The following is a 23,926-nucleotide window of genomic DNA, read 5'->3' on the forward strand; positions in this document are numbered from 1 at the left end:
TCCGCGCGTCGTGGCGCGGTGTGCGGGCTGGAGACGTTCGATGCGTCGCGACTTTCGAGGGGGGACGCAGGTTGAGGTCAACGCGGGCCGAGGGCGGCGGGTGACCGGCTCCGCTCATGTCCCCCGCGCCGAGCGGTGCTCGGCGCTCCTCCTTTACTTCGCTGCGCCGGTCACCCGCCCCCCACGGCGACCATCGTTGGAGGACTGCGGTCGCACGGCGGACACGGTGCCTGAGCGGGTCGACGGGGCGCTCTGCGCAGCGAGGTAAAGGAGGAGCCGGCGGCCAAAGGCCGGCGGCGGGGGACACGAGCGGAGCAGAGTGCCCCGTCGGCCCGCTCAAGCCGCCACCCAGACCCGGTCGAGGCCACGCGCCAATGGCAGCAGCACGCATACCGGGTGCCCTCTCAGACCTTGCCGCGCACGGCGTTGACGGCGCGCAGCAAAGCCTCCGGCGTCGCCGGCGCCGACAGCGGCGGCTGGCAACGCGGTGCGCCGCAAGCGGCCACCGCGTCGCGCAAGGCCAGAAACACCGAGAACGCCAGCAGCAACGGGGGCTCGCCGACCGCCTTGCTGCGGTGGATGCTGTCTTCGGCATTGCGGTTGGCATACAGCCGTGTCGTGAACGCGTCGGGTACGTCGTTCGCGGTCGGGATCTTGTAGGTCGACGGGGCGTGGGTCAGCAGGGCGCCGGTCTGTGGGTGCCAGACCAGTTCCTCGGTCGTCAACCAGCCCATGCCTTGCACGAAGGCGCCCTCGATCTGGCCGATGTCGATGGCCGGGTTGAGCGAAGCGCCGACGTCGTGCAGCAGGTCGGCGCGCGTCAGCTTCCATTCGCCGGTCAGCGTGTCCAGCAGCACCTCGCTCAATGCCGCGCCGTAGGCGAAGTAGTAGAACGGCCGGCCGGTCAGTGTCACGCGGTCCCAGTGCAAGCCCGGCGTGGCGTAGAAGCCGTCGGACCACAGCTGCACGCGGGCCTGGTAGGCCTTCTGCACCAGCGTGTCGAATGGGATCGTCGCACCGCCGGGTGCGATGACCTGTGCGTTGGCGAAGTGCAGTTGGTCGGCCGGCGCACCCAGCGTGTCAGCCGCCAACGCGGCCAGCCGGTCGCGGATCTTGCGTGCCGCGTCCTGCGCGGCCTTGCCGTTCAAGTCCGAGCCGGTCGACGCGGCGGTGGCCGAGGTGTTGGCCACCTTGCTGGTGTCGGCCGCGGTGCAGCGCACGCGTGTCAGTGGCAGGCCCAGCTCGTGCGCCACCACCTGCGCCACCTTGGTGTTCAGGCCCTGGCCCATCTCGGTGCCGCCATGGTTCACCAGCACCGAGCCGTCGGTGTAGACATGCACCAGCGCACCGGCCTGGTTGAAGTGGTTGACGTTGAACGAGATGCCGAACTTCACGGGGGTCAGCGCGAGGCCCTTCTTCAGCACCGGGCTCGCTGCATTGAACCGGGCAATCGCCTCGCGCCGCGCGGCGTGGTCGGCGCTGGTGGCCAGCTCGTCGACCAACGGCGCCATGATGTTGTCAGTGACAGTCTGGCGGTAGGGGGTGGCGTTGCGCTCGTCGACGCCGTACCAGTTGGCGCGCCTCACATCGAGGGCGTCGCGGCCCAGGTGGCGGGCGATGGTGTCGAGCACCACCTCGGTCACCAACGCGCCCTGCGGCCCGCCGAAGCCGCGGAACGCCGTGTTGCTCTGCGTGTTGGTGCGTGGCAGGTAGCCGTGGATCGCGACCTCGGGCAGCCAGTAGGCGTTGTCGACATGGCAGATCGCGCGCGTCATCACCGGCGGCGACAGGTCCGCCGAGTGACCGGCGTGGCCGAGCAGCGTGAGTTCGTAGCCGAGCACCCGGCCCTCGTTGTCGAAGCCCACCTCCCAATCGAACTCGAAGCCGTGGCGGCGGCCGGTGACCATGAAGTCGTCGTCGCGGTCGGGCCGCAGCTTGACCGGGCGGTTCAGTGTCTTCGCGGCCAGCGCGGCCACGCAGGCGAACAGCGCCGATTGCGATTCTTTGCCGCCAAAGCCACCGCCCATGCGGCGGCATTCGACCAGCACCTGGTTCGCGCTCAGCCCCAGCGCATGCGCCACGACCGCCTGCATCTCGCTCGGGTGCTGCGTCGAGCAATGCACCTTCAGCCCGCCATCGTCTTGCGGCAGCGCATAGGCGATCTGGCCTTCGAGGTAGAACTGCTCCTGGCCGCCGAGCGAGAACTGGCCGGCCAGCCGGTGCGGCGCGGCGGCGATCGCCCGCCTCACGCCGGCCTCGCCGTCGCCCGACTGGCTGCGCGCCAGGTGCATCGGCGGCACCACGTAGTCTTGCTTCGCATGCGCTTCGCGCACGGTGAGCACCGCGGGCAGCGGCTCGATGCGCAGCACCTGCTTGGCCTTCGCGGCGGCGCGGCGCGCGGCCTCGCGATCGTGCGCGATGACGGCGAAGACGGGCTGGCCAAGGTAGCGCAGCACGCCGTCGGCCAGGATCGGGTCGTCGTGCTCGATCGGCCCGCAATCGTTGCGGCCGGGGATGTCGGCGGCGCTGAGCACCGCGACCACGCCCGGCTCGCGCCTCAGCGCGTCGACATCGATCGTCAGCAGGCGCCCATGAGCGACCGGCGACAGGCCCAGCGCGCAGTGCAGCGTGCCGGCGAGTTCGGGCAGGTCATCGACATAGGCGGCGCGGCCGGTCACGTGCAGCGTGGCCGATTCATGCGGCAGTGCCGAGCCGACGACCGGTGCGCCGGCGCTTCGGGGCGGGGTCATGTCCATCAGGCGAACACCCGCAGGTCGTGCAGCGCCAGCGGCTGCGAGGGCCGCGTGCTCAGCCACAGCCGCTCCAGCAAGGCGGCGGCGGCCTGGCGGCGGTAGTCGGCGCTGGCGCGCAGGTCGGTCAGCGGGTGGAAGTCGGTGGCCAGGGCCTTCTGCGCGGCGCGCAGTGTGGCTTCGACCCACGGCTGGCTGACGATCGCGGCCTCAGTGGCCGCCGCGCGCTTGACGATCGCCGCCATGCCGCCGAAAGCCAGCCGTGCTTCGGCCACGAGCTCCCCATCGAGCCGGATCGCGAAACCCGCGCTGACCGCCGAGATGTCGCAGTCGAAGCGCTTGGAGAGTTTGTGCGCCTGCACCTGCCAACCCGGCGCCGGCAGCGGCACCGAGACGGCCTCGACGAACTCGCCGCGCGCGAGTTGGTTCTTCATGTAGTCGACGTAGAAATCCTGCAGCGGCAGCTCGCGTGTCGCCGGGCCCTTGCGCAGGGTCAGCGTCGCGCCCAGTGCGATCAGCACCGGCGCGGTGTCGCCGATCGGCGAGCCGTTGGCCAGGTTGCCGACCAGTGTGCCGGCGTGGCGCACCGGCGGGCCGGCGAAGCGGCGGTGCATTTCGCCCAGGGCCGGCCAGCGCTGAACCAGCGCGGCCCAGCCGTCTTCCAGCGTCACCGCAGCGCCGATGCGCAACGCATGACCATCGTCCGCGATCGTGCGCAACTCGGCCACGTCGCCCAGGTAGATCAGCTGCGGCAGCGCGCGGAACTGCTTGTTGACCCACAGGCCGATGTCGGTCGCGCCGGCCAGCAGCGTCGCGTCGGGCTGCTGCTCGCGTTGCGCTGCCAGTGCCGTCAACGACCGCGGTGCGTGGAAGCCGTCGATCGACGGGGCAGGCCCGTCGCGCAGCGCCCGCAGCTGATCGGCCAGGCCCTCTAGCGGCAGCCGCGGGCCGGGCAGGGTGTTCATCGCCTCACCGGCATCGAGGATCGGCCGGTAGCCGGTGCAGCGGCACAGGTTGCCGCTCAGCGCGTCGGCCAGCTCGGGCCGCGTCGGCACGGTGCCGCTCTGGGCATGCCGCTCGTGGCACAGCGCCAGCGACACCGCGAAGCCCGGGGTGCAAAAGCCGCACTGCGAGCCGTGGTGCTGCACCAGCGCGCGTTGCGCCGGATGAAGCTCGTCGTGAGTCGGTGAAGGGCCGCTCCCGAGCCGACTCACCCCCTCGGGGGGCGGGGAGCCCAACGGGCTCCCCTGGGGGCTCTGTTTCCCCAAGTCTTCCACCGTCAGCAGCGCCTTGCCGTGCAGCGTGGGCAGAAACCGGATGCAGGCATTGACCGGCCGCAGCGCAAGGCCCGCCACGCGCACCGCGCGGCTCGGCTCGGGCACCTCGTCGGCCAGCTCGGCGACGATCACGGTGCAGGCGCCGCAATCGCCCTCGGCGCAGCCCTCTTTGCTGCCGCAGGCCCGCGCGTCTTCGCGCAGCCATTGCAGCACGCTGCGGGTCGGCTCGGGCACGGCCACGCGGACCGGCTGGCCGCGGTAGACGAACTGGACGGTGCGCGTGTCACTCATCTTTGCGAAGGTACTCTGGTCGGTGGATCTTGGCGTGTCTTCAAGCGACTGCGTATCATGCGCCAAGACGTATGGCACAGCCGCCGGATTTCGCGAACATCGACCTCCACTTGGTGAAGGTGCTGTACACCGTGGTTTCCGAGCAAAGCGTTTCGCGGGCCGCCTTGCGGCTGGGCAGCGGGCAACCGTTGGTCAGCGCGCAGCTTCGGCGTCTGCGGGCGTTGACCGGCGACCCGCTGCTGGTGCGCGCCGGCGCCGGCCTGGCGCCCACCGACACCGCGCTGGCTCTGCTGGCACCGGCCGAGCGGCTGCTGCGCGAGGCAGAGACGCTGTTCGGCCCCGCGCGCCCCGGCCGCGCCTTCGAGCCGGCCCAGGCGACGCTGACGATGCGCATCGCCGCCAGCGACTACCTCGACCCGCTGTTCCTGCCCGGCGTCGTGGCCCGGCTGCAGCAGCTGGCGCCGCAGGCCAGACTCGAGCTGCACCCGCTGTCGGCCGAGTTCGACTACCGGCGCAAGCTGGCCGGCGGCGAAGTCGACCTGGTGATCGGCAACTGGCTCGAGCCGCCGGGTGAGCTGCACCTGGGCCGGCTGTCGGCCGACGAGGTGGTCTGCCTCGTGGCGGCCGACCACCCGGCCGTCAAGAACCCGCGGGGCTGGACGGTGGCGCGCTACCTCGACAGCGACCACATCGCACCCACGCCGCTGCACCCCGGCGCCCGCGGCGTGATCGACGAGCACCTCGCGCTGCAGGGGCTGGAGCGGCGCATCACCGTGCGCTGCGCCCACTTCAGCCTGGCGCCGCAGATGGTGGCGCAAAGCCGGCTGGTGCTGACGACCGGGCGCCAGTTCTGCCAGCGTTTTGCCGGCGGCCCGGCGGCGCTGCGCATCGTCAAATGCCCGCTGGCGTTTCCGCCGATGGCGTATTACCAACTCTGGCACGAGCGCAGCCACGCGTCGGCCGCGCAGCGCTGGCTGCGCGAGCAGGTGCGCGGCGTGGCGAGCGAGTTGGCTGCGCCGGGCACCGCCAAAGCGAGACCATGAACGCATGACCCAACGCCTGGCCATGCAGGGCGACCTGCTCGACTTCACCGCCGCGCCGGCGCTGGACGACACCACCAGCCCCGCCGTGCGCTACCGCCCGGGCCACTGGCTGCTGATCGGCGACGACGGCCGCGTCGCCGGTGTGCAGGCCGACGCGCCGGGCGAGGCCTGGCCGCGCGAGCAACACCCCGGCCGGCTGATCCTGCCCGGTTTCATCGACACCCATGTGCACAGCGCCCAGGTCGACGTGCTGGGCGCTTACGGCACGGCCTTGCTCGACTGGCTGGAGCAGCACACCTTCCCGGCCGAATCGCGCATGGCCGATGCGGCCCACGCGGCGACCATCTCGGCGCTGTTCCTCGACGGGCTGCTGGCTGCCGGCACGACCGCGGCGATGGTCTTCCCGACGGTGCACAAGGTGTCGGTCGACGCGCTCTTCGGCGCGGCCGAGCAGCGTGGCATGCGGCTGATCGGCGGCAAGGTGCTGATGGACCGCCACGCGCCGGACTTTCTGCGCGACGACGTGGCCCAGGCCGAGCGCGACTGCGTCGACCTGATCACCCGCTGGCATGGCCGCGGGCGCATCGCCTACGCGGTGACACCCCGCTTCGCCCCCACCTCGACCGAGGCGCAGCTCGCGATGGCCGGCGCGTTGATGGCGGCCGCACCGGGCCTGTACATGCAGACCCACGTGGCCGAGAACACCGACGAGGTGCGCTGGGTGGCGCAGCTGTTCCCCCAGGCGCGCAGCTACCTCGACGTCTACCGCCAGTTCGGCCTGCTGGGCCCGCGCGCGATGCTGGCCCACGGCATCTGGCTCGATGCCGACGACCGCGCCTTGCTGGCGGCCCACGGCGCCGCGATCGCGCATTGCCCGTCGTCCAACCTGTTTCTCGGCAGTGGGCTGTTCGACTGGGCCGCGACGCGCGCTGCCGGGGTCGCGGTGACCATGGGCACCGATGTCGGCGGTGGTTGCAGCCTGTCGATGCCACGCACGCTGGCCGATGCCTACAAGGTGCAGGCCATGGCCAACCGGCGGGTCACGGCCTGGGCGCTGCTGCATGCCGCCACGCGCGGCGCGGCCGAGGCGCTGCACCTGGGCCACGAGATCGGCTCGCTCGAGCCGGGCAGCCAAGCGGACATCGTCGTCTGGGACCGCGCGGCCAGCCCCGTGGAAGCTCGCAGACAATCGGTGGCGCGGGACTTGCATGATGCGGTCTTCGCCTGGCTGATGCTGGGCGACGAGCGCCACGTGGTGAGCACCCGTGTCGCTGGCGTCGAGCGATATCGTCGCGGCGCCTACTCTTCCAATACCGCCAACGACATTTGCTGATGCCGCCCGCCGTCCCGTTGCGCCTCGAACTGCGAGGGATCACCAAACAGTACCCCGCCGTGCGCGCCAACGATGGTGTGTCGCTGCGCGTGGCGCCCGGCCAGATCCACGCCGTGCTGGGTGAAAACGGCGCCGGCAAGTCGACGCTGATGAAGATCATCTACGGCGCCACCCAGCCCGATGCGGGCGAGCTGCTGTGGAACGGCGAGCCTGTGAAGGTGCCCAGCCCGGCGGCGGCGCGCACGCTGGGCATCAGCATGGTCTACCAGCATTTCTCGCTGTTCGACACGCTGACCGCGGCCGAGAACGTGTGGCTCGGCCTGGGCAAGCACGAGACGCTGGCCGAGGTCACCGAGCGCATCCGCCAGGTCGCGGCCGGCTACGGGCTCGAGGTCGACCCGCTGCGCCCGGTGCACACGCTGAGCGTGGGCGAACGCCAGCGGGTCGAGATCGTGCGTGCGCTGCTGACCCGGCCCAGCCTGCTGATCCTGGACGAGCCGACCTCGGTGCTGACGCCGCAGGCGGTCGACAAGCTCTTCGTCACGCTGCGCCAGCTCAGCAGCGAGGGCTGCAGCATCCTCTACATCAGCCACAAGCTCGACGAGATCCGCCACCTGTGCCACCACTGCACGGTGTTGCGCGGTGGCAAGGTCACCGGCGAGGTCGACCCGACGCTGGAGACCAACGCTTCGTTGAGCCGCCTGATGATCGGCGCCGAGCCGCCGGTGCTCAAGAACCGCAGCGCCACGCCCGAGAAAACCGGCGCCGTCGCGCTGGACGTGAAGCGCCTGAGCCTGCCGCAACTCGATCCGTTCGGCGTCAGCCTGGCCGATGTGTCGCTGCAGGTGCGGGCGGGCGAGATCGTCGGCATCGCCGGCGTGTCGGGCAACGGCCAGCAGGAGCTGATGGCCGCGCTGTCGGGCGAAGACCGGCGCGCGCCGGCCGGCAGCGTGGCGCTGTTCGGGCGCGACATCGCGGCGGCGTCACCGCGCCAGCGTCGTCTGCTGGGTCTGCATTTCGTGCCCGAAGAGCGGCTGGGCCGTGGTGCCGTGCCCAGCCTGAGCCTGGCGCAGAACACGCTGCTGACGCGCACGCAGACGGTGGGCCGCGGCGGCTGGCTGCGGCTGGCCGAGACACGCGCGCTGGCCGCCGACCTGATCACGCGTTTCAACGTCAAGGCCGGTGGGCCGGACGCGGTGGCGCGCTCACTCTCGGGCGGCAACCTGCAGAAGTTCCTGGTCGGCCGCGAGATCGATGCCAAGCCGAAGCTGCTGATCGTCGCGCAACCCACTTGGGGCGTCGACGTGGGCGCCGCGGCGCAGATCCGCGGCGAGCTGCTGCGCCTGCGCGACGAGGGCTGCGCGCTGCTGATCGTCAGCGAAGAGCTGGACGAGCTGTTCGAGATCAGCGACCGCTTGCTGGTGATCGCGCGGGGCCGTGTGTCGCCGCCGATCGCCACCTCGCAAGCCACGGTGGAGCAGATCGGCGAGTGGATGTCGGGCCTGTGGCCGCAAAGCGCGAGCGAGGTGGCCCATGCTGCGGCTTGAGGCGCGGCCGCAGCCGTCGAAGGCGATGTCGATCGGCTCGCCGTTGCTGGCGCTGGTGATCACCGTGCTGATCGGCATCGCTCTGTTCGCCGCGTTGGGCAAGGACCCGGTGCGGGGCCTGCAGGTCTTCTTCATCGAGCCGGTGAAGAGCGCCTACGCCTTGTCCGAGCTGTCGATCAAGGCGGTGCCGCTGGTGCTGATCGCGCTCGGGCTGGCGGTGTGTTTTCGCTCGAACATCTGGAACATCGGTGCCGAAGGGCAGTTCGTGGTCGGTGCGCTGGCGGCCGGCTGGGTCGCGATGCAGGCCGGGCCCGGAACGGCGTGGTTGGGCAAAGGGATCGTCGTGCCGATCCTGCTTGCGGGCGTGCTGGGTGGCATGGCCTGGGCGGCGCTGGTGGCGCTGCTGCGCGACCGCTTCAACGCCAACGAGATCCTGGTCAGCTTGATGCTGGTCTACGTGGCCGACATGCTGCTGGCCTACCTGGTCTACGGGCCGTGGAAGGACCCGGCGGGCTACAACTTTCCGCAGACCATCACCTTCGACGCGACGACCAAGATCCCGCGCCTGGTGCAAGGGCTGCGCATGAACATCGGGCTGGTCGTGGCGCTGGCGGCGGTCGGGGCGTTGTGGGTGTTCCTGTTTCGCACCTACCGTGGGTTTGCGTTGCAGGTCGGCGGGTTGGCGCCGGCGGCGGCGCGCTACGCCGGCTTTTCGTCGCGCCGTGCGTTGTGGACGGCGCTGCTGATGTCGGGCGGCCTGGCCGGCCTGGCCGGCGCGCTGGAAGCCGCCGGGCCCTTGGGCCAGCTGACGCCCTACGTGCCGGCCGGCTACGGCTTCGCCGCGATCATCGTCGCCTTCGTCGGCCGGCTGCACCCGGTGGGCATCGTCTTCTCGGCTGTGCTGATGAGCATGTTCTACATCGGCGGCGAATTGGCGCAGTCGCGGCTTGGGCTGCCCAAGGCGCTGACTGGCGTGTTCCAGGGCATGCTGCTGTTCTCGCTGCTGGCCTGCGACACCTTGATCCACTACAGGGTCCGCTTCGGCAAGAGGGTGCCGGCATGAGCGCGCAGGGCCGCCCCAAGGGCGAATTCCCCCTCGGGGGGACGACGCGCAGCGTCTTGGGGGCAACATGAATGAAATTGCGCTGCTGCTGGCCGCCACGCTCAATGCGGGCACGGTATTGGCCGTCGCCGGCCTCGGCCTGCTGATCAACGAACGCGCCGGCGTCGTCAACCTCGGTGCCGAGGGGATGATGCTGGTCGCCGCAATCGCCGGCTTCGCGACCGCGGTGCATTCGGGCTCGGACACGCTGGCCTTTGCCGCCGGCATGGGCGCCGGCGCCTTGATGGCCGCGGCCTTCGGCGTGCTGGTGATCTGGCTCAACACCAACCAGTACGCCACCGGGCTCGCTTTAAGCCTGTTCGGCGGCGGCTTCTCGGCCTTCGTCGGCATCTCGTTCACGCAGCAGCGCATCGGCACGCGGCCGCAGTTCGCCATACCTTTCCTGTCCGACATTCCGCTGGCCGGGCCGGCGCTGTTTCGCCAGCACCCGCTGGTCTACGGCGCGATCGCGCTGGCCTTCGGCCTGGCCTGGTTCCTGTACCGCTCGCGGGCCGGGCTGGTGTTGCGCGCGGTCGGCGAGTCGCCCGAGTCGGCCCATGCGCTGGGCTACCCGGTGCGGCGCATCCGGCTGGCCGCGGTGGTGGCCGGTGGTGCGCTGTGCGGGCTGGCCGGTGCCTACATCTCGGTCATCTACACGCCGCTGTGGGTCGAGGGCATGGTCGCCGGCAAGGGCTGGATCGCGCTGGCGCTGACGACCTTCGCCACCTGGCGGCCCACGCGCGTGCTGCTCGGCGCCTACCTGTTCGGCGGCGTCACGATGCTGCAGTTCCACCTGCAGGGCGAAGGCGTGCAGATCGCCAGCCAGTGGCTGACGATGCTGCCCTACCTGTCGACCATCGTCGTGCTGGTGCTGATCTCGCGCAACCCGAACTGGATCAAGGTCAATATGCCGGCGTCGCTCGGCAAGCCTTTCTTTCCGGGCAATTGACCAACGCCGCGCCTATCATTCCGCCCGTCTTTTCCAACACCCCACGGAGCCCTTCATGACCCTCTCGAAGCGAACCCTGCTCGCCACTGCGGCGGTCGCCGCCCTTGCCGCGCTGGTGGGCTGCGGCAAGAAGGAGGAAGCGCCAGCACCCGAGGCTGCGAGCGCGGCTGCCTCCGAGCCGGCCAAGCCGGCGCCGCTGAAGATCGCCTTCGCCTACGTCGGCCCGGTCGGCGACGGTGGCTGGACCTTTGCGCACGACAACGGCCGCAAGGCGCTCGAGAAGGAGTTCGGCGACAAGATCGTCACCAGCTACGTCGAGAAGGTGCCCGAGGCCGCCGACGCCGAGCGCGTCTTCAACGACATGATCGGCCAGGGCAACACGCTGGTCTTTGGCACCACCTTCGGCTACATGGAGCCGATGCTGAAAGTGGCCGCCGACCACCCCGAGGTGAAGTTCGAGCACGCCACCGGCTACAAGACAGCCGCCAACCTGCGCACCTACGACTCGCGCACCTACGAGGGCGCCTACATGGCGGGCGTGATCGCCGGCTCGATGACCAAGACCAACACGCTGGGCGTGGTCGGCTCGATCCCCATCCCCGAGGTGATCCGCAACATCAACTCGTTCACGCTCGGCGCGCAAAGCGTGAACCCGAAGATCAAGACCAAGGTGGTCTGGGTCAACGAGTGGTTCAACCCGCCGAAAGAGACCGAGGCCGCGACCTCGCTGATCAACGGCGGCGCCGACGTGCTGATGCAGAACACCGACTCGGCCGCGGTGCTGAAGACGGCCGAAGACAAGGGCAAGCGTGCCGTCGGCTGGGATTCGGACATGTCGGCCTACGGCCCCAAGGCCCACCTCGGCTCGGCGGTGATCAACTGGGGCCCGTACTACGTGAAGGCCACGCGCGACGCGCTCGAAGGCAAGTGGGCCACCGGCAAGGCCTGGTGGGGGGTCAAGGAAGGCGCGATCGACTTCGTCTCGCTCGCGGCCGACGTGCCGGCCGAGGCTAAGGCCAAGCTCGACGCGGTGAAGGCCGGCCTGAAGGACGGCAGCTTCGTGATCTGGAAGGGCCCGATCGTCGACAACACCGGCAAGGAGCAACTCGCCAAGGACGTGGTCGCCGACGACGACTTCCTGGGCGGCGTGAAGTTCTACGTCAAGGGTGTCGAAGGCAAGGTGCCGGGCGACGGCAAGTAACCCGCCGAGTCAGCGCAACCTTCGCGCACTGCACCACCCCAGCCGCCGGCGCCCGCCCGGCGGCTTTTTTGTTTCTCTTTTGTCATCACCCGTCATCGACACACGCCCCGTGCGCGGCTACAACCCGGGGGCGCCACATGGCGCTAACCTTCGATTGACAGGGAGAGTGTGATGACCGCAAGACGACCCGAGCCCAGGCTCGACCTGGGCCTTGACCTGCGCCGCCGGCGCCTGCTCGGCCAGGGTGCGGCGGGCCTGGCGCTGGCCGGCCTCGCGCCGCTGAGCGCCTGGGCGCAAAGCCGCTTCGATTCACGCGGGCGCTACAAGCTGAAGGCCGACTTCGGCTGCCCGCCCGAAAGCGACAACCTGGTGCCGTGGAACCTGGTGCAGTTCCAGACCGGTGCCGACTTCAGCCTGCAGCCGGACGGCAAGGTGCTGTTCCACACCCACGGCCTGTACGAGCTGGTGTTCTCGGCCGACTGGCAGCTGAAGACCGGGTTCGACATCGACCTGCGGCAGATCGGCCTGCGGCTGCAGCGCGCCGACCAGCCCGACGAGCCGCTGCCGCCGCATGAGCGCATCGGCTTTTTCAACACGCCGGCCTCCGACCCGCCGCGCATGGCGCGTTACCAGGGTGCCTGGGCACCACCGGCGATCGCGGCCGGCGGCACGGTCAGCACCGAGATCAAGGTCGAGCCGGCCGGCACCGTGCGGCTGGGCGACATGGTGATGGCCTCGCACACCAAGGTCGCGCCCGACGCGTTGCCGCCCGAGGCCGTGATGTCGCTGGTGGTGCATGCCAAGGTGGTGGCCGACGACACGATCAGTGTGTCGATCCACAACCCGTTGTCGACGGCGGTGCAGGTCAGCCCCGGGCTGCTGAAGGTCGTTGCGATGAGCGCCACGGCCACCCGCGGCAATTCGGGCGACGCCTGGCAGATCTCGCACAGCGCGTCGACCGAGATCTTCCCCGGCGACCGGGTCTACGGGATGATTCGCCACAAGGTGACCGGCACCGTGCTGCAGGCGACGCGCAGTACCTTCATGCAGATCGACAGGGTGGCTTGAGCCCCCACGCCCCCTCCGGGGGCTGCCCCTCGAAGGGGCTGAGCCCGGACATGAAAGGTCCAGTGGACCTTTCGTGCCTGGCGAAGGGGCGGGCCACTGGCCCGCCGCGGTCTGCAAGACCGCGCAGCGGCCCGGCAAAGCCGGATCCGCGCACGCCACTTGGGGGGCCCGGCGCTTTGCGCGGGCCGTTGGTGTTTATGGGGCAGGTTCGGCTTTTCGGGGCAAGGTGATTTCGAAATGCGTGCCTTGCCCGGGCTCGCTGCGCACGTGGACCGTGCCGCCGAGCACGCGGTAGACGAGCTTGTAGACCAGGTACAGGCCGATGCCTGAGCCGCCCTGGCCGAGCCGGGTGGTGTAGAAGGGGTCGAAGATCTTGTCCAGCTGGCCGCTCGGGATACCGCGGCCGCTGTCGGCGAATTGCAGGGCCACCATGTCGTCGGGTCGTGCCTGCGCCGTCACCGTGATGCGCCCGGGCGGGCCGTCTTCGAAGCCGTGGCGCAGCGCGTTGCTGATCAGGTTGGACAGCACCTGGCTCAATGCGCCGGGGTAGCTTTCCAGCGCCAGGTCCGGCGGCACGTCCAGCGCCACCTCGTGTTGGCCGGCGCGCAGGCTGGGGTCGAAGCTGGTGACGGTGTCCTGCACCACGTCAGCGAGCGAGAACCGCTGCCGCGGCTCGCTCACGGTGTCGCCCTCGGCGTGCCGGAAGTGCTGGATCAGGTCGGCCGCGCGCCGCAGGTTGCGCTGGATCACGTCCATCGTTTCGTGGCACATCTGCAGAAATGACTCCAGCTCGGCACGCTTCAGGCGCGCTCCGGCCAGGTCGGCCTCCAGCCGCCGCGCTTCGTCGCCGAGCGTGGTGCCGGACAGCAGCGCGTTGCCCAGCGGCGTGTTCAGTTCGTGCGCGAAGCCGGCCATCAGCGAGCCCAGGCTGGCCAGCTTGCGCGAGCGGGCCAGCTCGGCGGTGCGCTCGGTGACCTTGACCTCCAGCTGCTCGTTCCACGATTCGAGCAGGGCCTTGGCCCCGGTCAGCTCGTTGACCTGCTTCTGCAGCTTGTTGGTGACGCGGTTGTAGTCGTCGCGCACGCGGCCCAGCTCGAAGCGCAGGCGGTCGTTGTCCAGCAGCGCCACCCGCTGCGCTTCTTCGTGGGTGCAGGCGCGGTCGATCGCCGACAGCAGCGCGGCCAGCCAGGCCCGCATGTCGCCCCAGTGTTCGTGCGGCGTCGTCAGGCACCACAGCAGCGGGCCCAGCGCGCCTGCGCCGCCCGGCGCGGGCTGGTCGTCGCAGGCCGTGGTGCTCCGGCGCAGCAGCACCACGCCGCGCATGCGCTGGTCGAAGTCCGGCAGCACCGCGCGCAACTCGTCCAGCGAGGCCACCAGCACCACCACCGTGCCGCCCAGCAGGTGGCGCTTGCTCAAGCGCACCCGCTCGAAGCCCGGCGGTGCCGGGTCGATGGTGCTGTAGAACAGGCTGGCGGGGTCCGTCATGCGGCGCGGGTCTGGCCGATCAGCAGCAGCACGTAGGTCATGTTGTGGAACAGGTTGCGGGTGTAGCCGCCGTCGGCGGCCTTCAGCGGGCCGATCTCGCCGAACGACGCGAAGCCGATCAGCGGCAGGTTCTGGCCGAAGGTCTCGGACAGCGCCAGCGTTTCATGGCGGATCTGCTCGCCCAGCAGCCACTTGCGGCCATTGCAGCTGACGAAGAACGCGGCGGCCGGCTCAAAATGGCGCGAGCGCGCCTCGGCCGCGATGCGGTAGACCTCGCTGATCAGTTGCTCGGGCTCGGCCAGGCACACGCGCACATGCTTGCCGGTGCGGATGCCGCCGTACAGGCCGAGCGAGCCCGATTCGACGCTGAAGTCGGGCACGATCGCGCGCAGGATCTTTTCGTCGCGGCGGTCGCTGTCGATCACCGTCAACGCCAGCACGCCGCGGTCGGTCTGCAGCACCTGCTTGCCGGTTTCGCGCTCGATGAAGGCCATCGCTTCCAGGCCGTCGATCTGCATCACGTTGGTGCCGCTGGCGCGGTCGACGCGGCCGGCGCTGCCGACCGGGTTCAGCGAGTTGCCGATCGAGATGTCGAAGCTCAGCTCGCCGTCGATCGCCACCATCACCACGTGGTCGGTCAGGATCTGGCCGTTGCAGAACACGTAGCACTGCTGCATCTGGTTGTCGTCGGCGGCCAGGCCGCCGATCACCGGCACGGCGATCTCGTCGCGCACCACGGTCTCGATGCGGCTCGCGTCGGTGCGGAAGTCGCTGAACATCAGGTACAGCGACGGCGGCTGGCGCACCTGTGTCGCCAGCTCGGCCACGCAGCGGCGCACGGCGGCCTCGGGCTCGGCCTGCACGCCCGACGCCGACGCGACGTGAAAGCGCGCCGCGCCCTGCGTGGACAGGCCGAGCGCCGCCACGCCCAGGTTCGACGCCTGCTCGGGCACGAAGTAGCCGTCGCCCGAGTTGCCGGCGATGACCGCGTCGCGGCTGCCCAGCGCGTCGTACAGGCCTTCGAGCAGCTCGGGGTTGCGGGCGTGCGCGACGGCGGCGAACAACAGCACCAGCTCGGGCCGGATCTCGGCCAGCGCCGTGCCCAGCTCGATGCCGGCGCGGTAAGGGTCTGACGCCAGCGAATGGCTCGACTTGGCAACGACGCTCATGGTGGTGTCTCCTGTGACGGGCCACGTGCGGCGCGGTCGGCCGCCAGGACATGCCGCAGCTCGTCGGCGGCCATCGGCTTGCCCCACAAATAGCCCTGCGCCTCGTCGCAGCCGAACTGGCGCAGCAGCCGGGCCTGGGCTTCGGTCTCGACGCCCTCGGCAATGACCTTCAGCCCGAGCTTGTGCGACAGCGCGATCACCATCTCGACCAGCCGGGTGTCGGGCTGCGGCGCGGCCAGCGGGCGGATGAAGGCCTTGTCGATCTTCAGCCGGTCGACCGGCAGGCGGTCCAGGTACGACAGCGACGAATAGCCGGTGCCGAAGTCGTCGATCGCCACCGCGATCTCGCGCGACCTGAGCTCGTGCAGCGCGCGTTCGATCGCCGCCGAGCCCATCATCGCCACCGACTCGGTGATCTCGAGCTCCAGCGCGTGGGCCGGCGCCGCATGCTCGCGCAGCGCCCGGTCGACCGCATCGAGAAAACCGGGGTGGCGAAACTGCACCAGCGACACGTTGACGGCCACCCGCGGCAGCGGCCGGCCCTCGGCGCGCAGCGCGTCCAGCAGGCACAGCGCCTGGTGCAGCGCCCATTCGCCCAGGTTGACGATCAGGCCCGACTGCTCGGCCACCGGGATGAAGATCTCTGGCGAGATCATCGCGTCGGCCGTGGGCCAGCGCATCAATGCCTCGACCCCGACGATGCGGCCGCTGGCCAGGTCGACCTGGGGCTGGAACGCCATGTACAGCTCGCGCGCCTGGAAGGCATGCCGCAGGTCGGCCAACAGCCGGGTGCGCTGGCGGCTTTCTTGCGCGATCGCTTCGGTGAAGTACATCGCCTGGCCCTGGCCGCCGGCCTTGCCGCGCTTGATCGCGATCGACGCGTCTTTCAACAGGTCGGCCCCGGTGCCGCCGTAGCCGGTCAGGCGCACCAGCCCCATCGAGGCCGAGACCCGGTGCTCGGTACCGGCCGGGGCGAACGGCGCCTCGAACAAAGGCATCAGCACCTGGGGGCGCACCAGCCCTTCGTCGCCCAGCACGCCGAACACGTCGCCCGCCACCCGCGCCACCACGCAGCGGTCGCCCAGCGCGTCGACCAGCCGGCTGCCGATGGCCTGCAGCAGCCGGTCGCCATAGGCGTGGCCGAACATGTCGTTGGCCTCGGCGAACTCGTCGATGTCGATCAGCGCCACCGCCTTGCCGGCCAGCGCCTGGCGGCTGTGCATGGATTCGATGCGCTCGATGAAGGCGACCCGGTTGGGCAGCCGCAGCAGCCGGTCGGTGAAGGCGTGCTCACGCAGCTCGGCCAGCAGCTCGACGTTTTCGCAGCAGATCGCGATGTTGGAGCAGAACACGTCGAGCAGCTGCTCGTCGACCTGGCGCAGCGCGGTGTCCGATTCGAGGTAGACGGCGAAGGCCTGGCCCTGGCGGCCGCGGAAGCACAGGCTCATGTGGCGTGGCCCGAGCTGGCGCGCCCCGGTGTCGAACGCCCGGCGCAGGCTGCCGGCGATGACCAGGTCGTCGATGTCGTCGAGCAGCAGGTCCTGGTAGACCGCGCAGCGCCCGGCGGTGGCCACCACCTCGGTGCCCGGGCGGGCTTCGTCGACAGCGTGCCGCGCACAGACCAGCCCCGATGGCTCGATGCCGACCAGCGCCGCCAGCTGCGCCAGCACGCCCTCGCAGAACGCCTGCAGGCCCTGGACGGAGATCAAATCATTGCAGGCGCTGACGATCTTCTTCAGCCCGCGCCGGCTGGCCTCGAGCCGGCACAGCTGGTCGTACGAGCGGATCGCGGCGATCACCGCGGTCAGCAGCTTGACGCGCGTCAGCTCGTTCTTGGTCTTGTAGTCGTTGATGTCGTAGTTGCAGATCGTCTCGATCTCGGGCGCGTAGCCCGGCTGGCCGGTGCGCAGGATGATGCGCACCTCGGCCAGCCCCAGCTCATGGCGCACCGTGCGCACCAGCCCCAGGCCGGCGTCGTCGGTCTCCATCACCACGTCGAGCAGGATCACCGCCACGTGCGGGTGGGCCGCCAGCAGGCCCAAGGCCTCGCCGGCCGTGTAGGCGTGCAGGAAGTCGAGCGGGCGGTCGAGGATACGGGTGCCGCGCAGCGCCAGCTCGGAGCTGCGGTGCACGTCGGGGTCGTCGTCGACGACGAGGATCAGCCAGGCCGGGGCATAGTCCGGCGCATTGGCGGCCGGGTCGTCGCCGAGGAACTCCACCAGTTCGCCGCGTGTCCGCATGCGCGTCCGACCTCCAGCCACTGCTAGTGTCCTGTCCCGCAGATAACTGCCATTGCGACGGGCCGCAATGGGGATGATCGCGAGACGACGAGCCAAGCTGATACCTGGCGGTATCAGCCTGGCTTGGCGGCGCTGCGAGCGCCCCATTTCGGCCCGCCCTTCGGGTTCGACCAGATGGCGCGCTCGCGCGCCCGGCCATCAGGGCAGATACGCTGGGTATCTGCCCAGCCGTCCGGCCGCACCATCATCACCATCTGGTCGAATCTCAATGGCAGTTCTCTGCGGGACAGGACACTGGATCATGCTAACCGGGCGGCTTTCGAAGCAGATGCGGGCTTACCAGCAGCGCCTGGCGGCGCCGCTTGGGTGGGGTGTGGCGGCCGTCAGGCGCGCTCGTTGATCTTGAAAGCGCTGACCAGCCCGTTCAGCCGCACCGCCTGCTCGCGCAGGCTTTCGGCGGCGGCGGCCGATTGTTCGACCAGGGCGGCGTTCTGCTGCGTGACCTGGTCGAGCTGGGTGACCGAGGCGTTGATCGTCGCGATGCCGCTGCTTTGCTCGGCCGACGCGGCAGTGATCTCGCCGATGATGTCGGTCACGCGCTGCACGCTGGCGACGATCTCGCTCATGGTCTGGCCGGCGTCGCCGACCAGCCGCGCGCCTTGTTCGACGCGCTCGGTGCTGGAGCCGATCAGGGTCTTGATTTCGGTCGCCGCCTGGGCGCTGCGCTGGGCCAGCGAGCGCACTTCGCCCGCCACCACCGCGAAGCCGCGGCCTTGTTCGCCGGCGCGGGCGGCTTCGACCGCCGCGTTCAACGCCAGGATGTTGGTCTGGAAAGCGATGCCATCGATCACGCCGATGATGTCGCCGATGCGCTTGCTGCTGGCGTCGATCGCCTGCATCGTGCTGACGACCTGCGACACCACCTGGCCGCCGCGCGCGGCGACCTGGGCCGAGCTGCTGGCCAGCTGGTTGGCGGTGCTGGCGCTGTCGGCGCTCTGGCGCACGGTGTGGGTCAGCTGCTCCATCGAGCTCGAGGTCTGCTGCAGGTTCGACGCGGCCTGCTCGGTGCGCTGGCTCAGGTCCATGTTGCCGGTGGCTACCTCGGCGCTGGCCACCTGGATGCTTTCGGCGGTCGAGCGGATCTCGCCGACCAGTCGGCGCAGCGTGGCCTGCATGTCCGACAGCGCTTGCAGCAGCCGCCCGATCTCGTCGCGCGACTCGACCTGCACGCTCGAACCCAGGTCGCCCTGGGCGATGCGCTCGGCCACGCGGATCGCGCGGTCGATCGGCAGCTTGACGCCGCGCGTGATGCGCCAGCCGATGACCAGGCCGCTGGCCAGCGCCAGCGCCACTGCGGTGGCCACCACGGCCAGCGCGCGCTGCTGCGCCGCCTGCGCCTCGGCGTAGGCCTCGCGTCCGATCTGTTCTTCCAGCACCCGCAGCTCGCCCACCTTGGCGCGCCAGGCGGCCTCCAGCGGGCGCACCTTCTGCATCAGCGTTTCGGTGGCGTTGACCACGTCGCCCGAGCCGCCCTGGGTGGCGGCCTTCTTCATCATCGGGCGGGTCTGTTCGGCGGCGGCGGCGATCGCCTGGGCCAGCTCACGCTCGGCGGCGCGCGACTCGGCATCGGCCGCGATCGTGTCGAGCAGGCGCTTGGCCGCTTCGTCGTAGCGCTTGTCGGCGGCGGCCAGGCCGGCGGTTTCGGTGGCGATCTCTTTCTCGTCGGTCAGCAGCGTGACGTTGCGGACGTGGATCGCCTGTTCCTTGATTTCGCCCATCAGCTCGGCCGCGGCCGACGACTTGGCATTGGTCAATTCCACCAGGTGCTGCATGCGCGCCGACATCGAGCGCATCTGCAACAGGCTGAAGGCCGCGACGAGCACCAGCAGCGCCAGGATCAGGCCGAAGCCCAGGCCCAGACGGCGGCCGATGGACAGGTGACGCAAACTGAAGGCGGGCATGGGTGAACCTTTGAACAGCCCATAGGGGCTCTCACTGGATTTTCAGCAGTCGCCCCCCATTCGATGGCCGGAAAACCGAGGAAAACACCGTTCAATTGGGCATCCAATTTCGCCACGGCCCGATCACCCAGCGGCCGTTTCCTCGCGGGAAAGGCCTGACAACCCAGGCCCGGTCCTTGCGTTGGGACACTAGGGCCAATCCCGATCCGGGAGGCCCTTCGTGCCCCCTGGTGCGTGCATGCCCCGGTAGTACGATGCAGCGCACCAACCAAGCCCGTGCCCACTGCTGTTGGGCCATTCCATTTCGAGGAGCTTTTGCTATGTCGCGTGTTTTGACCTGGGTTGCCGGCGCCGCCGCCGTCGTGATGATGTTCGGCGCCTCCGCCGCATCGGCCCGCACCGTCGACGCCATCAAGAAAGCCGGCACGATCGTCGTCGCCACCGAAGGCCAGTACGCCCCGTTCAACTTCTTCGAAGGCTCCAAGCTCTCGGGCTTCGAAGTCGACGTGATGGAAGGCGTGGCCAAGAAGATGGGCCTGAAGATCGAGTGGAAGACGCTCGGCTTCGACGCCCTGCTGACCGGCCTGGGCCAAGACCGTTGGGACCTGGTCATCGCTTCGCACGGCATCACCGAAGAGCGCGCCAAGGCCGTGACCTTCACCGACCCGCACTACTGCTCGGGCGGCGCGATCGTGACCAAGAACGCCGCACTGCGCACCGCCAAGGACCTGGCCGGCAAGACCATCGCCGTGCAGACCGGCAGCTCGTACCTCGAAGCCGCGCAGAAGATCCCCGGCGTGAAGGAAGTGAAGAACTTCCCGAAGGACCCGGACGCGCAAGCCGCGGTGATGTCTGACCGTGCCGACGCGTGGGTGACCGACAAGTTCGTCGTGATGGACGTGCTGAAGAACAACAAGAACACGGGGCTGCGCGCCACCGGGATGCTGTTTGTGGAGAAGATCGCGGCCGCGGTGGCCAAGGGCAACGACGGCCTGGCCGGCGCCTACAACAAGGCACTGGGCGAGTTCATGGCCAAGGGCGGCGGCTACGAAGCGCTGTCGATGAAGTACTTCGGCGAAGACGTTCGCTGCAAGTAAGCCCCCCCTGATGCGGGCGGCCGCTTTCCGGCCGCCCGATCCATCGACCAGCTGTAAGAGTTCATGAGCATTCCAGGTATCGGATGGCCTGCCGGCTGGACGCGCCAGCGTCGCAGCCAGGCCACCATCGTCACGGCCTCCTTGGCCCTCGTTCTCGCGTTGTGGGTGGCCGCCAATTTCATTGCGCTGGCCCCCGCGCCGATCGGCCCGAACGCCAAGTTCTTCGCCGAAGGCATGGTGGTCACGGTCGAGCTGACCATCGTCGCCGGCCTGATCGGCGTCGTGCTGGGGTTGCTCGCTGCGCTGGGCAAGGGCTCGCGCATCCTGCCGCTGCGCTGGATCAGCGGCTTCTACATCTGGGTCATTCGCGGCACACCGCTGCTGGTCCAGATCTTCTTCGTCTACTTCGCGCTGCCCGAGATCGCCAAGTCGACCGGCTCCGAATGGCTGGGCCAGGTCTCGCGCATGAGCGAGTTCACCGCCGCCGTGCTGGCGCTGTCGCTCAACGTGGGCGCGTACAACGCCGAGGCCTTCCGCGCCGGCCTCGAGGCCGTGCACAAGGGCCAGTTCGAGGCCGCGCGCTCGCTCGGCCTGAGCAAGTGGCACACCCTGCTGGACGTGACCTTCCCGCAGGCCTTCAAGGTGGCGCTGCCGCCGCTGGTCAACAACGTCGTGGCGCTGCTGAAAGACTCGTCGCTGGCCTACTCGATCGGCGTGGTCGAGCTCACCAACGTCGGCGCGCGCGTGCAGTCGTCGACCTTCCAGCCCGTGCCGATCCTGATCACCACCGCGATCCTGTACCTTGTGATGACGACGCTGCTGACCCAGATCACCAACGGCATCGAACACCGTTTCGACATCGAGGGGCGCCGGGCATGAGCGACTCGACCACCAAGGCCACCGGCACGCCGCTGATCACCGTCGACAAGGTCAACAAGCACTTCGGCCCGGCCCATGTGCTGCGCGATGTCTGCACCCATTTCAACGCCGGCGAAGTGGCCGTCATCATCGGCTCGTCGGGCTCGGGCAAGAGCACCTTGCTGCGCACGCTGAACCGGCTCGAAAAGCACGACAGCGGCTCGATCGTCATCGACGGCATCCCGGTCGACGACAACCCCAAGCACCTGAAGGCGCTGCATGCCGAAGTCGGCATGGTGTTCCAGCAGTTCAACCTGTTCCCGCACCTGACGGTGCTGGAAAACGTCTCGCTGGCGCCGCGCCGCGTGCGGGGCCTGAGCACGGCCGAGGCCGACCAGCGGTCGATGGCGCTGCTCGAGCGCGTGGGCATGCAAGCCCATTCGCACAAGCACCCGTTCGCGTTGTCGGGTGGGCAGCAGCAGCGCGTGGCGATTGCCCGCGCGTTGGCGATGCAGCCGCGCGTGATGCTGTTCGACGAGCCGACCTCGGCGCTCGACCCCGAGACCGTCAAGGAAGTGCTCGACGTGATGAAGGGCCTGGCCGCCAGCGGCATGACGATGATCGTCGTGACGCACGAGATGGGCTTTGCGAAAGAAGTGGCCGACCGGGTGCTGTACTTCGACAAGGGCTGCATCCTGCAAGACCGCCCGCCGATCGAATTCTTCGACAACCAGGACAATCCACGCATCCGCGCCTTCTTAGGCCAGATCAGTTGACCCCCACGCCCGCTCCGGCGGGCTGCCCCCCGAGGGGGCTCGCGCAGCGGACCGGCAAAGCCGGATCCGCGCACGCCACTTGATGAGCGGCGGCGCTTGGCGCGCCTGGGGAAATGCCTGCGCAGGCGCCGTGCTGGAGAATTTGCCATGATCGATTTCGACCGCATCCGCCCTGACCGGCTGCCCGCGCTGCTGCGCGCGATGCCCAAGGCTGAGCTGCACATCCACATCGAAGGCTCGCTCGAGCCCGAGCTGATCTTCAAGCTGGCCAGGCGCAACGGCGTGGCGCTGGCCTACCCGAGCGTCGAGGCGTTGCGGGCGGCCTACGCCTTCACCGACCTGCAGAGCTTTCTCGACATCTACTACGCCGGCGCCAGCGTGCTGTTGAAGGAGGAAGACTTCTTCGACATGGCCTGGGCCTACTTCGAGAAGGCGGCGGCCGACAACGTGGTGCACGCCGAGCTGTTCTTCGACCCGCAGACCCACACCGAGCGCGGCGTGCCGATCGGCACCGTGATCCGCGGCTTGGAGCACGCCTGCCACCGTGCGCATGCCGAGCTGGGGATCAGTGCGTCGCTGATCCTGTGCTTTTTGCGCCACCTCTCGGAAGACGCGGCGATGGCCACGCTCGAAGAAGCGTTGCCGTACCGTGATCACTTCATCGGCGTCGGGCTCGACAGCTCCGAGCGTGGCCACCCGCCCGAGAAGTTCGCCCGGGTGTTCGCGCGTTGCCGCGAGCTGGGCCTGCACATCGTCGCCCACGCCGGCGAAGAGGGCCCGCCGGCGTACATCTACAGCGCGCTCGACGTGCTGAAAGTCGAGCGCATCGACCACGGCGTGCGCTGCGTCGAAGACCCCGCGCTGGTGGACCGCCTGGCCAAAGGGCGCGTGCCGCTCACCGTCTGCCCGCTGTCCAACGTCAAGCTGTGCGTGTTCAAGACGCTGGCCGAGCACAACCTGCCGGCCCTGCTGCAGGCCGGCCTGGTGGCCACCGTCAACTCCGACGACCCCGCCTACTTCGGCGGCTACCTGAACGACAACTACCTGCAGACCTTCGCCGCATTGCCACAGCTCGGCGCGCGCGAGGCCTGGCAGCTGGCGCGCAACAGCTTCGAGGCGAGCTTCGTGCCGGCTGCGCACCAGCAGGCCTGGCAGCAGCGGCTCGACCAGGCCTTCAGTGCCGCGGTGAGCTGAGCGCCTGATGGGCGTCGCCGCCCTTGCGCATCGTCGCCAATGGCGGCACGATGCTCTTCGCGGAGGTGCCTGTTCATGAAGATCCTCGTGCCCATCGACGGTTCGGCGTTGGCGCTGGTGGCGCTGCGCCATGTGATCATGCTGTTGCAAGCCGGCCTGCGGGCCGAGCTGGTGCTGGCCAATGTGCAGCCCCCGGCCAACCTGTACGAATGGATGCGCACGCCCGACCCGCGCGCGCTGAGCGAAATCGCCGAAGCGGCGGGCCAGCACGCGCTCGAGACGGCCGAGTCGCTGCTGCGTGACGCCGGCCTGGATGCGACCGAGGTGCTGGTCACCGGCGACCCGGCGCACGCGCTGCTCGAGCTGATCGAAAGCGAAGGCTGCGACATGGTGGTGATGGGCTCGCATGGCGGCAGCGCCTTGCGCTCGGCGCTGCAGGGGTCGGTCTCGCAGGCGATGGTGCACAACTCGCCGGTGCCGGTGACGCTGGTCAAGCCGGCCGAGGCCACCGAGACCTCGCCGGCCAGCCTGGCCGAGGTTGACGACGTGGCCGGTGAATCCGCCGATGCCTGAGCGCCGCCGGCA

General features: G+C 69.5%; 18 protein-coding genes. 12 read left to right on the forward strand and 6 right to left on the reverse strand.

The annotated features are described in order from the left end of the window. Positions 1-404: 404 nt before the first annotated feature. Together xdhB and xdhA are read right to left on the reverse strand one after the other, a co-directional pair. A complete protein-coding gene (gene xdhB, locus ACE3SG_RS00650; protein WP_374561939.1) occupies positions 405-2,750 on the reverse strand; it encodes a xanthine dehydrogenase molybdopterin binding subunit in 2,346 nt (781 codons plus the stop codon). 5 nt (positions 2,751-2,755) lie between these two features. After that, a complete protein-coding gene (xdhA, locus tag ACE3SG_RS00655; protein WP_374561940.1) occupies positions 2,756-4,318 on the reverse strand; it encodes a xanthine dehydrogenase small subunit in 1,563 nt (520 codons plus the stop codon). A gap of 71 nt (positions 4,319-4,389) precedes the next feature. Here xdhA and ACE3SG_RS00660 point away from each other — a divergent pair, with 71 nt between their 5' ends. From ACE3SG_RS00660 to ACE3SG_RS00690, 7 genes are all read left to right on the forward strand, one after another. Beyond that, on the forward strand, positions 4,390-5,361 hold the full coding sequence (locus ACE3SG_RS00660) for a LysR family transcriptional regulator (RefSeq protein WP_374561941.1): 972 nt from the start codon (positions 4,390-4,392) through the stop codon (positions 5,359-5,361). Positions 5,362-5,365: 4 nt separating this feature from the next. Continuing rightward, the gene (gene guaD / locus ACE3SG_RS00665) at positions 5,366-6,694 is read left to right on the forward strand and encodes a guanine deaminase (RefSeq protein WP_374561942.1); all 1,329 of its coding nucleotides are present in this window, start codon (positions 5,366-5,368) and stop codon (positions 6,692-6,694) included. After that, entirely contained in the window at positions 6,694-8,241 is a 1,548-nt protein-coding gene (locus tag ACE3SG_RS00670) for an ABC transporter ATP-binding protein (RefSeq protein ID WP_374561944.1), read from the forward strand. The genes guaD and ACE3SG_RS00670 overlap by 1 nt, the downstream gene beginning before the upstream one ends. Further along, entirely contained in the window at positions 8,228-9,304 is a 1,077-nt protein-coding gene (locus ACE3SG_RS00675) for an ABC transporter permease (RefSeq protein WP_374561946.1), read from the forward strand. The genes ACE3SG_RS00670 and ACE3SG_RS00675 overlap by 14 nt, the downstream gene beginning before the upstream one ends. A gap of 67 nt (positions 9,305-9,371) precedes the next feature. Then, positions 9,372-10,292: an ABC transporter permease gene (locus ACE3SG_RS00680; RefSeq protein ID WP_374561947.1), complete on the forward strand. Its 921-nt coding sequence runs from the start codon at positions 9,372-9,374 to the stop codon at positions 10,290-10,292. A gap of 55 nt (positions 10,293-10,347) precedes the next feature. Beyond that, positions 10,348-11,493, forward strand: a complete 1,146-nt coding sequence (locus ACE3SG_RS00685) for a BMP family ABC transporter substrate-binding protein (protein WP_374561948.1) — start codon at positions 10,348-10,350, stop codon at positions 11,491-11,493. 171 nt (positions 11,494-11,664) lie between these two features. Further along, positions 11,665-12,561, forward strand: coding sequence for a hypothetical protein (locus ACE3SG_RS00690; RefSeq protein ID WP_374561950.1), 897 nt, complete (start codon positions 11,665-11,667; stop codon positions 12,559-12,561). Positions 12,562-12,756: 195 nt separating this feature from the next. Here the strand turns inward: ACE3SG_RS00690 and ACE3SG_RS00695 are convergent, their stop codons facing one another. The 4 genes from ACE3SG_RS00695 to ACE3SG_RS00710 form a co-directional block, all read right to left on the reverse strand. Continuing rightward, complete coding sequence (locus ACE3SG_RS00695; RefSeq protein ID WP_374561951.1) at positions 12,757-14,046, reverse strand: sensor histidine kinase; 1,290 nt, start codon at positions 14,044-14,046, stop codon at positions 12,757-12,759. Continuing rightward, positions 14,043-15,215 (reverse strand): FIST signal transduction protein, encoded by a 1,173-nt coding sequence (locus ACE3SG_RS00700; protein ID WP_374561952.1) that lies wholly within the window; start codon positions 15,213-15,215, stop codon positions 14,043-14,045. The genes ACE3SG_RS00695 and ACE3SG_RS00700 overlap by 4 nt, the downstream gene beginning before the upstream one ends. Then, positions 15,212-17,455, reverse strand: coding sequence for a putative bifunctional diguanylate cyclase/phosphodiesterase (locus ACE3SG_RS00705; RefSeq protein ID WP_374561953.1), 2,244 nt, complete (start codon positions 17,453-17,455; stop codon positions 15,212-15,214). Before ACE3SG_RS00705 ends, ACE3SG_RS00700 begins: the two co-directional genes overlap by 4 nt. Before the next feature lie 383 nt (positions 17,456-17,838). Continuing rightward, positions 17,839-19,416, reverse strand: coding sequence for a methyl-accepting chemotaxis protein (locus tag ACE3SG_RS00710; protein WP_374561955.1), 1,578 nt, complete (start codon positions 19,414-19,416; stop codon positions 17,839-17,841). Between the two features lie 320 nt (positions 19,417-19,736). Between ACE3SG_RS00710 and ACE3SG_RS00715 the strand changes: the two genes are divergently transcribed. From ACE3SG_RS00715 to ACE3SG_RS00735, 5 genes are all read left to right on the forward strand, one after another. Continuing rightward, a complete protein-coding gene (locus ACE3SG_RS00715; protein ID WP_374561956.1) occupies positions 19,737-20,513 on the forward strand; it encodes an ABC transporter substrate-binding protein in 777 nt (258 codons plus the stop codon). Positions 20,514-20,576: 63 nt separating this feature from the next. Continuing rightward, entirely contained in the window at positions 20,577-21,392 is an 816-nt protein-coding gene (locus ACE3SG_RS00720) for an amino acid ABC transporter permease (RefSeq protein WP_374561957.1), read from the forward strand. Next, on the forward strand, positions 21,389-22,147 hold the full coding sequence (locus ACE3SG_RS00725) for an amino acid ABC transporter ATP-binding protein (protein ID WP_374561958.1): 759 nt from the start codon (positions 21,389-21,391) through the stop codon (positions 22,145-22,147). The genes ACE3SG_RS00720 and ACE3SG_RS00725 overlap by 4 nt, the downstream gene beginning before the upstream one ends. Positions 22,148-22,294: 147 nt before the next feature. Then, the gene (locus tag ACE3SG_RS00730) at positions 22,295-23,341 is read left to right on the forward strand and encodes an adenosine deaminase (RefSeq protein WP_374561959.1); all 1,047 of its coding nucleotides are present in this window, start codon (positions 22,295-22,297) and stop codon (positions 23,339-23,341) included. A 75-nt stretch (positions 23,342-23,416) separates the two neighbouring features. Continuing rightward, entirely contained in the window at positions 23,417-23,914 is a 498-nt protein-coding gene (locus tag ACE3SG_RS00735; RefSeq protein WP_374561960.1) for a universal stress protein, read from the forward strand. Positions 23,915-23,926: the final 12 nt, after the last annotated feature.

This window comes from Ideonella sp. (assembly GCF_041914305.1).
Classification (GTDB): Bacteria; Pseudomonadota; Gammaproteobacteria; order Burkholderiales; family Burkholderiaceae_C; genus Ideonella.